Annotated in this window: 15 protein-coding genes; 9 read left to right on the plus strand and 6 right to left on the minus strand. The window is 71.7% G+C overall.

The window, feature by feature from the left end:
- Window positions 1–7: 7 nt before the first annotated feature.
- Window positions 8–883, minus strand: coding sequence for a transglutaminase domain-containing protein (locus tag FHU34_RS09405; protein WP_145779602.1), 876 nt, complete (start codon window positions 881–883; stop codon window positions 8–10).
- 66 nt (window positions 884–949) lie between these two features.
- Between FHU34_RS09405 and FHU34_RS09410 the strand changes: the two genes are divergently transcribed.
- A complete protein-coding gene (locus FHU34_RS09410) occupies window positions 950–1,525 on the plus strand; it encodes a GNAT family N-acetyltransferase (RefSeq protein WP_145779603.1) in 576 nt (191 codons plus the stop codon).
- Between the two features lie 34 nt (window positions 1,526–1,559).
- The gene (locus FHU34_RS09415) at window positions 1,560–2,459 is read left to right on the plus strand and encodes a hypothetical protein (protein WP_208744951.1); all 900 of its coding nucleotides are present in this window, start codon (window positions 1,560–1,562) and stop codon (window positions 2,457–2,459) included.
- Window positions 2,460–2,484: 25 nt separating this feature from the next.
- On the opposite strand, the gene FHU34_RS09420 is transcribed toward FHU34_RS09415, so the two are convergent.
- Window positions 2,485–3,159, minus strand: coding sequence for a GrpB family protein (locus FHU34_RS09420; protein WP_208744952.1), 675 nt, complete (start codon window positions 3,157–3,159; stop codon window positions 2,485–2,487).
- A 144-nt stretch (window positions 3,160–3,303) separates the two neighbouring features.
- Between FHU34_RS09420 and FHU34_RS09425 the strand changes: the two genes are divergently transcribed.
- The 3 genes from FHU34_RS09425 to FHU34_RS09435 are packed head-to-tail and all read left to right on the plus strand — an operon-like array spanning window position 3,304 to window position 5,473.
- The gene (locus FHU34_RS09425) at window positions 3,304–4,176 is read left to right on the plus strand and encodes an AraC family transcriptional regulator (protein WP_145785508.1); all 873 of its coding nucleotides are present in this window, start codon (window positions 3,304–3,306) and stop codon (window positions 4,174–4,176) included.
- Between the two features lie 20 nt (window positions 4,177–4,196).
- Window positions 4,197–4,529: a PadR family transcriptional regulator gene (locus tag FHU34_RS09430; protein WP_145779604.1), complete on the plus strand. Its 333-nt coding sequence runs from the start codon at window positions 4,197–4,199 to the stop codon at window positions 4,527–4,529.
- The gene (locus tag FHU34_RS09435) at window positions 4,523–5,473 is read left to right on the plus strand and encodes a hypothetical protein (protein ID WP_244311596.1); all 951 of its coding nucleotides are present in this window, start codon (window positions 4,523–4,525) and stop codon (window positions 5,471–5,473) included. Before FHU34_RS09430 ends, FHU34_RS09435 begins: the two co-directional genes overlap by 7 nt.
- A gap of 3 nt (window positions 5,474–5,476) precedes the next feature.
- Here FHU34_RS09435 and FHU34_RS09440 read toward each other — a convergent pair whose 3' ends face one another.
- Window positions 5,477–5,974: an NUDIX hydrolase gene (locus FHU34_RS09440; RefSeq protein WP_145779605.1), complete on the minus strand. Its 498-nt coding sequence runs from the start codon at window positions 5,972–5,974 to the stop codon at window positions 5,477–5,479.
- A 59-nt stretch (window positions 5,975–6,033) separates the two neighbouring features.
- Window positions 6,034–6,195, minus strand: a complete 162-nt coding sequence (locus tag FHU34_RS32905; protein ID WP_167524732.1) for a hypothetical protein — start codon at window positions 6,193–6,195, stop codon at window positions 6,034–6,036.
- 169 nt (window positions 6,196–6,364) lie between these two features.
- Here FHU34_RS32905 and FHU34_RS09445 point away from each other — a divergent pair, with 169 nt between their 5' ends.
- The 4 genes from FHU34_RS09445 to npdG all read left to right on the plus strand — a co-directional run bounded on the left by FHU34_RS09445 (window position 6,365) and on the right by npdG (window position 9,894).
- The gene (locus tag FHU34_RS09445) at window positions 6,365–6,568 is read left to right on the plus strand and encodes a hypothetical protein (protein WP_130403226.1); all 204 of its coding nucleotides are present in this window, start codon (window positions 6,365–6,367) and stop codon (window positions 6,566–6,568) included.
- Between the two features lie 82 nt (window positions 6,569–6,650).
- Entirely contained in the window at window positions 6,651–7,622 is a 972-nt protein-coding gene (locus FHU34_RS09450) for a histone (RefSeq protein ID WP_145779606.1), read from the plus strand.
- Between the two features lie 81 nt (window positions 7,623–7,703).
- Window positions 7,704–9,134 carry an RNB domain-containing ribonuclease gene (locus tag FHU34_RS09455; protein WP_145779607.1) on the plus strand — a complete coding sequence of 477 codons (1,431 nt, stop codon included), beginning with the start codon at window positions 7,704–7,706 and terminating at the stop codon, window positions 9,132–9,134.
- A gap of 61 nt (window positions 9,135–9,195) precedes the next feature.
- Complete coding sequence (gene npdG, locus FHU34_RS09460) at window positions 9,196–9,894, plus strand: NADPH-dependent F420 reductase (protein WP_145779608.1); 699 nt, start codon at window positions 9,196–9,198, stop codon at window positions 9,892–9,894.
- Between the two features lie 101 nt (window positions 9,895–9,995).
- Here npdG and panB read toward each other — a convergent pair whose 3' ends face one another.
- Together panB and FHU34_RS09470 are read right to left on the minus strand one after the other, a co-directional pair.
- Window positions 9,996–10,841, minus strand: coding sequence for a 3-methyl-2-oxobutanoate hydroxymethyltransferase (panB, locus tag FHU34_RS09465; RefSeq protein WP_145779609.1), 846 nt, complete (start codon window positions 10,839–10,841; stop codon window positions 9,996–9,998).
- A gap of 187 nt (window positions 10,842–11,028) precedes the next feature.
- Window positions 11,029–12,786: an NAD+ synthase gene (locus FHU34_RS09470; RefSeq protein WP_145779610.1), complete on the minus strand. Its 1,758-nt coding sequence runs from the start codon at window positions 12,784–12,786 to the stop codon at window positions 11,029–11,031.
- Window positions 12,787–12,988: the final 202 nt, after the last annotated feature.

Below are 12,988 nucleotides of genomic sequence, written 5' to 3' on the forward strand. Positions count from 1 at the left end.
GGGCCGCTCAGCGGCGCAGGTCGACCACGCTGACCGTGCCGGAGACCGGTGACATGCAGTGCACCTGCGGGCCGGGGCGGAGTCGGGCGTCGCTGGCGTACCGGTCGGCGAGGGCCTTCTCCGCGGCCTCGTCGCCGTCGTCGGCGGCGAGCAGCAATGCGGCGATCTCGTCCACGAGCGTGAGGTCGGCGGTGCTGAGGTCCTCGGTCATCGCGCCGAAGCGGTCCCAGAGCAGCAACTCGTCCTTCTGCCGGTGGGCCAGTTCGATCAGGACGTAGTCGTGGATGAACCAGTCGCCTCGGATCGGCAGCTCCGGGCTCACGCCGTAGCGGTCGGGGTCGATCGTCCCGGCCCGGTACGCCGACCACACCCGCGCCGCCGAGTCGAAGAGCCCGGCCTTGGGGTCGATGTCGTAACCGTCGAACCCCCAGTCGCCGGCCGGGTCGAGTTCCGGGTCGGCCCAGACCCACCGGTGGCCGTCCCAGTACTCCACCAGCACGTGGTCGTGGTGCCAGCCGGGCACGAAGTACGAGGCGAAACCGACCCGGCTGCGGCTGGGAATGCCGTGCTGACGCAACACCGCGACCGAGAGCAGCGTGTGGTCCCGGCAGCAGCCGGCCACCCGGTCCACGGCCGGACGCTCGGCGGCCAGAGGCAGCGGAAAACGGGACTGGTCGGTGTCGAGGATGCGGTCCACCCAGCGGCAGTTGACCTCCTCGAGCCGGTCGGGGGGCAACTCGACCCCACCGGCGCGGTAGTGGACGATCACGTTGCGGACGGTCGCCGCCACCGACGCGATGTCGGACGGGACGGCGTCGAGCAGCGCGGCGTGCCGACCGGGATCGCTGTACGGGGAGTGCTGACGGTACTCATCGACGTTCATGCGACGAGTCTGCCGTCTCGCGCCGGGCCGGTGGGGGGCGGTCGGCCTGCAATATTGTCAATCTCCATGACGACGCCCGAGATCACCATCGCCACCCCAGCGGACCGCAAGGCGGTGGTCGGTTCCCTGGTTGCCGCGTTCGTGCAGGATCCCGTCCTGCGGTACCTGTTCCCCGACGAGGACACCTACCCGCGGTACGCCGCCGCCTTCTTCGGGCACCTCTTCGACAAGCGGGTACACCGGTCGGCCATCTGGACGATCGGCGGCGGCGCGTCCGCGGCGATCTGGGAACCACCGGCGACCGGACACGTTCCTTCCGGCGACGGGAACACCGCCGACCGGTACCCCGCCGACGTGCTGGCCCGGGTCGAGGGCTACGACGACACGGTGCACGCCGCCCTGCCGACGTACCCGTTCTGGTACCTCGGCGTGCTGGGCACCCACCCGGACAGCGCCGGACGGGGCTGGGGCCGAGCCGTCATGCGGGCCGGGCTGGATCGCGCCGCCGCCGAGGGATTTCCGGCGATCCTGGAGACCAGCAACCCGGGCAACGTCGAGCTGTACCGCCGGGCCGGCTGGGAGGTGGTGGGCTCGCTGTCGGAGCCCGTACCCACCTGGATCATGCAGCAGCCACTGCGCTGAGCACGGTGATTTCGCACCTCCTACGATCGGCGGCGTGCACACCACCCCCTCCAGCCCCATCGACGTGCCGCAGGTCTTTCCGCCGGTGGCCCCATTGGCGCGGACGACCGTCCGGTTGCATCCCCGCCCAGGTTCGCCGACGGCGGAGCAGAGTTCGGTGGGCGGCCCGCTGCTGTGGCCGGCCGACGAGGCCTGGCCGATGTGCGACGGACCGGAGCCCGGCGACCACTACGAGGGTGGTCCGGGTGAGCCGGCGGCACCGCTGGTGCCGGTAGTGCAGTTGCTGGCCGAGGACGTACCCGAGGTGCCGTTCCCAGCGGGTAGGGACGTGCTGCAGGTCCTGTGGTGCCCATTCGACCATGACCCGTGGACGACACCTCGCCCTGCACTGCGATGGCGTCGCCGCGCCGACATCGGTGCCCGACTTCAGGACATGCCCGTACCGGATGGGGAGTCAGATCCAGCGCACGTCCCCAACCCCTGCGTGCTCGACCCGGAGCGGGTCACCGAGTACCCGGGCTGGGACCTTCCGGATGCCGTCTGGCCGCAGATCAAAGACACGATGAGTCGGGTGGCGCAGGAGACCGGTTGGGAGTACGAAACCGATCTGGCGGTCGCCTCGGGGATCAAGGTCGGCGGTTACCCCGGCTGGACCCAGTCTCCGGACTGGCCGGTCTGCGGGTGCGGCGCGTCCATGGACCATCTGCTGACAGTCGCGAGTTGGGAGTTCAGCCGCGGTGACGAGAAGCGGTGGATTCCGGTAGAGGATCGTCCGGCGATGGCCGGGTGGGGATGGGACACCACCGACGATCACCCGTGGCGGACGATCCAGAACCCCAGCGGGCTCATGCTGGGCGACGTCGGCGGGATCTACCTGTTCGTCTGCACCACGTGCCCCACCAGGCCGTTCGACTACCGCTTCGACTGTTCCTGACGAATCCGCATGGTCATTTGCAGGCTCACACGTTCGGCCTACGGCCGAATCTTGGACACTTTCCGTTAGGAGCTAACGGAAAGTGTCCAAGATCTACGTGTGCACGTCCGTCAGGCGGCGAAGATGCGCGCGTAGATCTCGTCGATGACGTCGTTCTTCGCCAGGCTGTAGTCGCGGGGCTGTGCGCGGTGTCCCGTGCGAGGCGTCGCTTGGTCGTGGCGTACCGCTCCCGGTCTTCTGGATGCGAGCGCAGCCAGTCGCGGAACAGTCGGTGCCGGACGGGTTCCGGCGCACCCCGGGGCCAGACGTGCAGGTTGACGTCCTCGGCGGGGCTGAGCAGCATCCGGTGCCCGTGCCACCAGGGCTCCCGCAGGACGAGTCGGTAGCCGAGCCGTTCGAGGGTCGGAAGATAGCTCGACTCCTCGGCGGTGTCCTCGATGACGAGGTCGACGTCGACGACGGGTTTGGCCGCCAGCCCCGGCACCGCCGTGGACCCGACGTGTTCCACGCCGACGACCAACGGTCCCAACGCCTCGGTGAGCGACGCGTGGACGGCGGTGAACAGCTGCGCCCAGGCCCTGTCGTACTCCTCGATGACGACAGACCCCCAGGTCCGGGGCAGCTCGCCCACCAGGCCGGCGTCCACCTGCTCCGGGGTGCCGTGGAAGCGCTGCACGACGTCCTGCGGGTACTCGGCCACGTCAACCTCCTCGAAGAAGCAAAGTCCGCCAGGCTACGACACGACGATCGGTGCGGGCTGACCCGACCGATGCGGGCACCGGATGTCGGGTCGGCCACCTGCCCTCCCGCCTAGCGTGGCTGCTTGAAAGGGAAGGAGATCCTGGTGCTGGAGCGGCTCAACGAAGCCATGACGTACATCGAGCGGCACCTCGACCAGAAGATCGAGGTGGCGGAGCTGGCGCGGATCGCGCTGACGTCGGAGTACCACTTCCGGCGGCTGTTCTCCGCGCTGGCCGGGATGCCGTTGTCGGAGTACATCCGTCGCCGTCGGCTCACCGTCGCCGGGGCGGACGTGCTGGCGGGGGAGCGGACGTTGCTCGACGTCGCGGTGCACTACGGCTACGGGTCGACCGAGGCGTTCGCCCGGGCGTTCCAGGCCGTGCACGGCGTGGGGCCCGGAGAGGCTCGGCGTACGGGGGCGACGCTGCGCGCCCAGCCCCGGATGTCCTTCCGACTCACCGTCGAAGGGAGCGGCAGCATGGAATATCGAATCGTCGACAAGGACGCGTTCGCGCTGGTGGGGCGTAAGGCCCGGGTTCCGCTGGTGCACGAGGGGATGAACCCGGCGATCGTCGCGTTCATCAAGGGCATCGACAAGGAGACGACGGGACGGATCGAGGCCCTCTCCGATCAGGAGCCGAAGGGGATCGTGAACGTCAGCGACAACCTCGCCGACAGTCGGGCCGAGGGCACGGAGTTGGACTACTGGCACGGGGTGGTGACCGGCGCCGTCCCGCCGGAGGACATGGACGCGTTGCCGGTGCAGGCGGGCACGTGGGCGGTGTTCACCACGTCGGGCGCGTTCCCGCAGGCGGTGCAGTACCTGTGGCGGGACGTGTTCACCCAGTGGTTTCCGTCCAACCCGTACCGCAGCCGACCTGGACCGGAGATCTCCCGGGTCCGGGTCTCCGCGGACGGCACCGAGGCGGACGCCGAGCTGTGGATTCCCGTCGAACGGGTACCCACCCCTATGTAGAGTTCCGATACAGTTGCCGGATGCGGATGACCATTCCGGTGGCCAAGGTGCTCGCGGCGCTGCTCGCCGAACCCGACGCGCAGCGCTACGGGTTGGACCTGATGCGGATGACCGACCTGCCCAGCGGCACCCTCTACCCGGTGCTGCACCGGCTCACCGAGGCCGGCTGGCTGGCCGCCGACTGGGAGGAGCTCGATCCCGTCGCGGCCGGTCGGCCGGCCCGCCGCTACTACCGGCTCACCGCGGTCGGGGTGACGCGGGCCCGCCAGGCGCTCGCCGACCTGCGTGCCGCGATCCCCGACAGTCGTCCATCGTGGGGCGGCACCGAGCCGACCGGAGCGCCGGCATGGTGAGCCGACGCGTCGCCGAGTTGCTGTTGGAGATGGCCGCCCGCCGCTGGCCCGCCGACGTCCGCGACGACCTGCGCCGCGAATGGTCCGCCGAGTTGCACGTGCTCGCCGAGAGCGGCCGCTGGACGAAGATGGTCGGCTTCGCCGCGAGCCTCGCGGTGAGCAGGGCCGGCACTCCGGTGGTCGACCGCACCGTGATGCGTGGTCGGGCCGGCCGCACCGTCGCCGCGCTACTACTGTCCCCGATCGCCTGCGTCGGGATCGTGCTCGGCAGCGCCTACATCCCGTTCCAGATCCAGATCTCGAACGGGGCGATCTGGGTGGAGAAGCCGATCTGGACGGCGCTCACCATCGGGATGGCGACACTGCTGGCGGTGTTCGCCGGACGCTGGGCCCGGCACAACGCCCTCGACGGCCCGTTGCGGATCGCGCTCGGCGTGGTGCTCCCCATCGGTGCGGCGGCGGTCCCGCTCCTGTACGTCATCTACCCGGACGACCTGGCCCGTGCCGTACCCGGTCTGTTGCTGTGGCTGGCCGGCCTGACACTCGCGCTCTGGGCCGCGGCGAGCCTCGCCGCCCGGCACCGCCCCCGCGCCGCCTGGTGGGCGGGCGTGCTCGGCGCGCTCGCGACGACCGACCTCGCGGTGATCCGCACCGTCGTCGACACCCTCCCGATGGGCAGCGGCGCCGGCCCGCTCAGCGGCCCTTTGCGACCGGACGACGTCGGTTGGCTCGCCGCGCCGTTGTGGCTCGTCGCCGCCTGGACAGGCTGGAGCGTCGGCGTGCCGGAGCACATTCCGTGGGAGATCTTCCAGCTGATCAGCTACCAACTGCGGGTGGAGCCCATGCTCTACCTGGCCTGCATGCCGTACGCGCTCGCGTACACCATCCGGGCGGCCCGGTCGGCCCCCGCCGAGCCGGTCGCTCTCGCGGCGACCCCGGTGTGAACCTCAGTCGGGCACGTCGTCCCACGTCATGCCCGGCTCCAGGTAACCGGCCACCGGGTTCTCCCGCAACGCGTACGCGAGGACCAGCAGGGCGTGCTTGTCCAACTCGGGCAGCCGGTCCACCGAGAACCACCCGACGGCCAACGACTCGTCGTCGTTGACCCGGGCCGTGCCGGACACCAGCCGGCACAGGAAGCCTAGGTTGAGGTATTCGCAGCGGTCCCCGTTGGGGTAGGTGTGCGGGTGCGAGACAGCGCTGGACAACCGCACCGGCGCGACCTCCAGGCCCGTCTCCTCCCGCACCTCACGGACCAGAGCGGTGGCCGGCTGTTCGCCCGGCTCGACGAAACCACTGATCACCGACCAGCGGCCGTCGTCGGCCCGCTGACCGAGCAGCAGCTCACCGGCGTCGTTGCGGACCACCGCGCTGACGCTGGGCAGCCAGAGCAGGTCGTGCCCGACATGCTTGCGCATGCCCACGATGTAGTCCGGTGTTCCCATCCGGCGATCATAGGCAGGAGCCCACCGGCCAGCGCCGTCCCGTCACGTCACGTCGGAGGTCAGGCCGACCAGCTGACGGTACGGCGGAAGCGCTCGTACTCCCGGGCGAGCTCGGCGTCGATCTGTTCCATGCGGGCCTCGGCCAACGCCGAACGCCACCGGTCCGGGCCGTGCCCCGCCCGGGTCTCCCGGCGCGGGTCACCGTTGACGAAGTGGCCCAACTCGTGGCCGAGCCGTTCAGCCGACGGCCGCCGGTGGGGAAAAGTGTCCCGGCCTGCGCTTCTTTTGCTGTTCCGGCCCGACGAACGCAATGCATATCTACTGTGGAGAGGGTCGGCGACTTGTGCGATCCGGTGGCGGCCGGCCGGATCGCGGTGCACAGTGATTCCCATGAGCGACAGCGGACGTGGTGGGCAGTTCTACTGGTGCACCCGGCATCACCGGGTCGAGACGGACGCCAACGTGTGTCCGGCGAAGCACGTACTCGGCCCGTACGACTCGGCGGCCGACGCGGAGAACGCCCTGCAACGAGTGCAGGAGCGGAACGAGGCGTGGGATGCCGAGGACGCTCGTTGGGCCGGAGAAGACAGGTAGGCGGCGCGGGACGGCTCGCGCCGAGGCATTTCGTGCTCCGCGAGGACGCACGCGAGAGCACGTCCCCAAGGAGGGAACCACGATGGCCGAAGCACAGCAGGCCACCACCCGCCCGGCTGCCCGACGGACCACCGCGAAGAAGACCGCCGCGGCGGAACGGAACACGGCGGCGAGCCGGACCACCCCCGTCCGCAAGTCCACCGCCGGTGCGACGGCGGCGAAGGCCCCGGCGCGCAAGACTGCCGGCGGCGCGGGGCGCGCCCCGGCCAGGAAGACCACCACGGCGGCCAAGAAGGCGCCCGCGAAGAAGGCCACCACGACGAGCAGGACCACCACGACCAGCCGGGCCACGACGGCCAAGAAGGCCCCGGCGAAGAAGACCGCCACCCGCACGACGACAGTCGCCGCGAAGCGCGCCCCGGCGTCTCGCACCTCCACCGCCGCCACGACGCGGCCCGCGACGCGCAAGAGCACCGCGACCGCGAAGAAGACCACCGCCGCCGCGAGGAAGACCACGGGTACGGCGAAGAAGACCACCGGCGCCGCGAAGAAGACCGTGAGCGCCGCGAAGAAGACCACCACCTCGGCGGCGAAGAAGACCACCGCTGCGGCGAAGGCACCGGCCCGCAAGACCGCCACCGCGGCGAAGGCACCGGCGCGGAAGACCGCCACCGCGGCGAAGGCGCCGGCGCGGAAGACCGCGACGAAGGCGTCCGCCGCCAAGAAGACGGTGGCGAAGAAGACGGCCGCGACGAAGGCAGCCGTCAAGAAGGCCCCGGCCAAGAAGGCGCCGGCGAAGAAGGCCGCGTCCACCCGACCCAGTGGCGGCGCCCGCAAGGCCCCGGCCAGGACGGCACCCGCAGCGAAGGTGACCGGCACCTCGTCGACCACCGCGCGCAAGGCGGCGGCGAAGAAGGCGCCGGCGAAGAGGACCGTCGCGGCGAAGGCACCGGCCCGCAAGGTCACCGCCCGCAAGTCGCCGGCCCGCCCGGTCGCCGCACGCGCCACCGCCCCAAGGGGTACGCGCAGCACCGCCCGGAAGGCCACCGGCTGAGCGGGCCGCCCCGGCTCGCCGGGCGGACATCTCGGCCGGTCACCGGAAGCGGATCACCGGCGGCGCTGTCAGGATTGACCCGTGGTCATCCGACGCGTACTCGCGCCCCGCATCGACTTCGGCGCGCTGCGCCGCGAACTCGGCCTGCCCGAGGAGTTCCCGCCCGACGCCCAGCGTGAGGCGGACGAGGCGGCGAGCGCGCCGCCGCGACCGCCCGTCGACCGCACCGACGTACCGTTCGTCACCGTCGACCCGGCGACCTCCCGGGACCTGGACCAGGCGATGCACCTCGCCCGCCGCCCCGGCGGGGGCTACCGGGTGCGGTACGCGATCGCCGACGTCGCCGCGCACGTCAGGCCCGGCGGCGCGTTGGAGGCGGAGACCTGGCGGCGGGGGCAGACCATCTACCTGCCCGACGGGAACGTGCCGTTGCACCCTCACACGCTCAGCGAGGGCGCTGCCAGTCTGCTGCCCGACGACGACCGGGCCGCGGTGGTCTGGACGATCGACCTGGACGCCGACGGCGGCACCGTGGCGGTCGAGCTGGAACGCGCCCTGGTCCGCAGCCGGGCCAAACTCGACTACACCGGGGTGCAGGCGGCAGCCGAGGCCGGTCGGCTGCCCGACCCGATCGCGCTCCTGCCCGAGATCGGCGAACTGCTGACGGCCCGGGGGTTGCGTCGTGGCGCGATCAACCTGCCGCTGCCCGAGCAGGACCTGGAGCCCGACGGCGAGGGCTGGCAGTTGGTGCTGCGCGCGCCGGTGCCCATGGAGGAGCACAACGCCCAGATCTCCCTGCTAACCGGGATGGCCGCCGCCGACATCATGCTGGCCGGTCGGGTCGGGTTGTTGCGGACCATGCCGGCGCCCAAACCGGAGGCGGTGCAGCGGCTGCGGGCCGCCGCCGCCCCGCTGGGCGTGCACTGGCCGGACGAGGTGGGCCCCGGTCAGGTGATAGCCGGTCTGGACGCCTCCCAGCCGCGCGCCGCGGCGTTCATCGACCAGGCGGCCGAGCTGATGCGCGGTGCCGCGTACACCGCCTTCGACGGGGCCGTGCCGGAGCAGCCGGAGCACGGTGGTGTGGCAGCGACGTACGCCCACGTGACGGCCCCGTTGCGGCGGCTGGCCGACCGCTACGCCACCGAGGTGTGCCTGGCGCTGCACGCCGGTCAGCCGGTGCCCGACTGGGCCCGTGCCGCGTTGCCCCGGCTGCCGGAGGTGATGGCGAGCACCGACCGGACCGCCTCGGCGGCAGCCCGGGGCGCCGTCGAACTGGCCGAAGCCGCCGTGCTGGAGCACCGGGTGGGCGAAACCTTCGACGCGGCCGTCCTCGACGTCGACGCCCCGCCCAACGGCCGGTCCCGGCCCCGACCGCCGGGCGGCACCGTGGCCCTGGACGCCCCTCCGGTGCGTGCCCGCTGCCTCGGGCAGTTGCCGCTCGGTGAACGGGTCCGGGTCCGCCTGGTCACCGCCGACCCGGCGGCGCGCACCGTCCTGTTCGAGCTGGCCTGACCGCCCCGACCGGCGGCGGCCTGACGCGGTGCCGGACCGGACGGTTTGCGAGGATGAACCCATGGCATACGACGCGAGCACGCTCCCCGACGTGTCCGGGCTGACGGTCGGCATCATCGGTGGCACCGGCGACCAGGGGCGGGGCCTCGCCTACCGGTTCGCGCGGGCCGGGCAGACGGTGCTGATCGGTTCCCGCTCCGCCGAACGGGCCGCCGAGTCCGCCGCCGAGATCGCGGCCCTGCCCGGCGTGCCGGCCAACGGCAGTGTCACCGGCGCGGCCAACGACGAGGTGGCCCGACGCAGCGACGTGGTGATCATCGCGGTGCCGTGGGACGGGCACGCCGCCACCGTCGCCGCCCTCGCCGAGCCGCTCGCCGGCCGGATCGTCGTCGACTGCGTCAACCCGCTCGGCTTCGACAAGCAGGGCCCGTACGCGCTGACCGTCGCCGAGGGCAGCGCCGTGCAGCAGGCCGCCGCGCTCCTGCCCGACTCCCGCGTCTGCGCGGCGTTCAACCACGTCAGCGCCCCGCTGCTGGCCGACCCCGAGGTCGACCGGATCGACCTGGACGTGCTGATCTGCACGGAGGACCGCGAACTGGTCGACGTGGTCGGTGCGCTCGCCGCGCGGATCCCCGGCATGCGCGGCATCTACGCCGGCCGGCTGCGCAACGCCCACCAGATCGAGGCGTTCACCGCCAACCTGATCGCCATCAACAAGCGTTACAAGGCACACGCCGGCATCCGCGTCACCGACATCTGACCCGAGCGGCCTGATCCACTCCGGTTTCAGGAAGTCGCGGTGTCCTGGTGTCCGGGACACCGCGACTTCGGCTAACCCGAGTGGATCAGGCCGTGCCCGCTTTAGAAGGTGTGTTCGGCGGCGGGGAACTCCCCGCCTCGGACCTCGTCGGCGAACCGGCGGGTGGCGTCGGTGAGGGCACCGGCCAGGTCCGCGTACCGCTTGACGAAGCGTGGCGTCTTCCCGGTGCGCAGGCCGGCCATGTCCTGCCAGACGAGCACCTGCGCGTCGGTGTCCGGGCCCGCGCCGATGCCCACCGTCGGGATCGGCAGCTCGTTGGTGATCCGCTTGGCCACCTCGCCGGGCACCATCTCCAGCACCACGGCGAACGCGCCCGCCTCGGCCACCGCCCGCGCGTCGGCCAGCACCTCGTCGGCGGCGTCGCCCCGGCCCTGCACGCGGTAGCCGCCCAGGGTGTGTTCGCTCTGCGGGGTGAAACCGATGTGCGCCATCACCGGGATGCCGGCGCCGACGATCGCGGCGATCTGCGTGGCGCAGCGACGGCCACCCTCCAGCTTCACCGCGTGGCAGCCGCCCTCCTTCATGAACCGGACGGCGGTGCGCAGCGCCTGGGCCGGCCCCTCCTCGTAGGAGCCGAACGGCAGGTCACCCACGATCAGTGACTGCCGGGTCGCCCGCACCACGGCCCGTACCAGCGGAAGCAGTTCGTCGGCGGTGATCGGCAGGGTCGTCTCGTAGCCGAACACGTTGTTCGCCGCCGAGTCGCCGACCAGCAGCACCGGGACACCGGCCTGGTCGAAGATCGACGCCGTGTACTGGTCGTACGAGGTGAGCATCGGCCACCGCTCGCCGCGCTCCTTGGCGGCCATCAGGTCCCTGGTGCGGACCCGACGGGTCGCCGGGCCCCCGTAGAGCGCTGTCACCTCGTTCGGAGTGGACTCCACCATCTCTGTCTCCCTTCCTCGAGGCCGCCTGCGCGGTCCCCGGGTTCCGTCGCGATCGTCGCACCGCGAGACGGGGCGATGGCAGGGCCCAGTGCAAGATGTCACTCCACCGCGACGCGGGGCCGTCGCGCGCAGCGCCGCGAGGCGGTGCCGGGCCGTGCCACCGACCCGACACCCCACGGTGTACGGCTCAGCCGTGCTCGCGCCACCGGTTGGTGATCGGCAGACGGCGGTCCCGACCGAACGCCTTCATCGAGATCTTCGTGCCCGGCGCGGACTGCCGTCGCTTGTACTCGGCGGTATCCACCAGCCGCAGCACCTTGTCCACCACCGCCGGGTCGTGGCCCGACTCGACCAGCCCGTCACGGCCGAGGTCGCCGTCGACGTAGCCGATCAGGATCGGGTCCAGGACGTCGTACTCGGGCAGGCTGTCGCTGTCGAGCTGCCCCGGGCTCAGCTCGGCGCTCGGCGGCTTGCCGATCGAGTTCTCCGGGATCGGAGGGGTCTCGCCGCGCCGGGCCGCGTCCGTGTTGCGCCACTTCGCGAGTCGCCAGATCAGCGTCTTCCAGACGTCCTTGACCGGGTTGAAGCCGCCCACCGAGTCGCCGTACAGGGTGGAGTAGCCGACCGCCAGCTCACTCTTGTTGCCGGTGGTCAGCACCAGGTGGCCCTCCTGGTTCGACAACGCCATCAGGATCACGCCACGGACCCGGGCCTGCAGGTTCTCCACGGCCACACCGGACAGCGACAGGTTGGCCAGGAAGCCGTCCACCATCGGCTGGATCGGTTCGATGCGGTAGTCCAGGCCGGTGCGCTTGGCCAGGTCCGCGGCGTCCTCCCGGGAGTGTTCGGAGGAGTGCTGGCTGGGCAGCGACACCCCGACCACCCGGTCCGGCCCGAGGGCGTCGACGGCCAACGCGGCCACCACCGCCGAGTCGATGCCGCCGGAGAGACCGAGCACCACCGACGGGAAGCGGTTCTTGTTGACGTAGTCGCGCAGACCGAGGACCAGTGCCTGCCACACCTCGGCCTCGTCGGCCACGGGCTCGATCAGACCGCCGGTGGCGGCCGGGCCGGTCGGTGCGGCCGGGATGCCGTCGACAGCGCTGCGCACGATCCGCATGTCGTCCGCGACGGACTCGCCGGTCGGCAGGTCGGTGGCGGCCGGCAGCTCGACGTCGTGCAGGAGCAGGTGTTCGACGAACTGGGGGGCCCTGGTGAGCAGGTCACCGTCCGCGGTGACGATCATCGAGTCGCCCTCGAAGACCAGCTCGTCCTGGCCGCCGACCATGTTCACGTACGCGATGGCGGCGCCCGCCTCGGCGGCCCGGCGGCGCACCAGCGGCAACCGGACATCGTCCTTGTTCAGCTCGTACGGCGAGCCGTTGATGTTGACCACCAGGCCGACGCCCGCGCGCCGGGCGGCGGCGAACGGACCCCCGGCCTGCCACAGGTCCTCGCAGATGGTCAGCGCGACGTCCACGCCGCCGATCCGCACCACGGTCAGCGCGTCCCCGGAGACGAAGTAGCGGTCCTCGTCGAAGACGCCGTAGTTGGGCAGGTGGTGCTTGAAGTAGCGGGCGGCGACGGTGCCCCGGTGCAGCAGCGCGGCGGCGTTGCGGGCGCCCCGGCCCGGCTCGGCGTCACCGCTGACCTGCGGTGGCCCGTCGGCGTCTAGGTAGCCGACCACGACCGGCACCTCACCGAGGCCGTCCGCGGCGAGGTCGGCCGCGAGCCGCTCCACAGCGGCCCGGGACGCGGCCACGAAGGAACGCCGGAAGACCAGGTCCTCGACCGGGTAGCCGGTGAGCATCATTTCCGGGAAGAGCACCAACTGGGCACCGGCATCGGCGGCCTGGCGAGTCCAGCTGCGGACCAGGTCGGCGTTTCCGGCGAGGTCGCCGACGCTCGGGTTGACCTGGGACAGGGCGAGACGCAGGGTGGGCATGTCCTCATCTTGCCCCAGCCTCCGCGGGTGATTCCCACCCCTCGGACGAGATGGCCGCCACGCTGCGGCGGGCGTATCCGCCGGGCGGTGAGGCCCGGGCTCGGCTTTGCGGCGGGGTGTACGTCCGTCGGGCGGGAGGTGAGGGGACGACCGGCGGCAGTTCGCGTAACGTCTGCGTAACCAGGCCCGGGAAGACTGGGCG

This window comes from Micromonospora taraxaci, from assembly GCF_007830095.1.
Lineage (GTDB): Bacteria > Actinomycetota > Actinomycetes > Mycobacteriales > Micromonosporaceae > Micromonospora > Micromonospora taraxaci.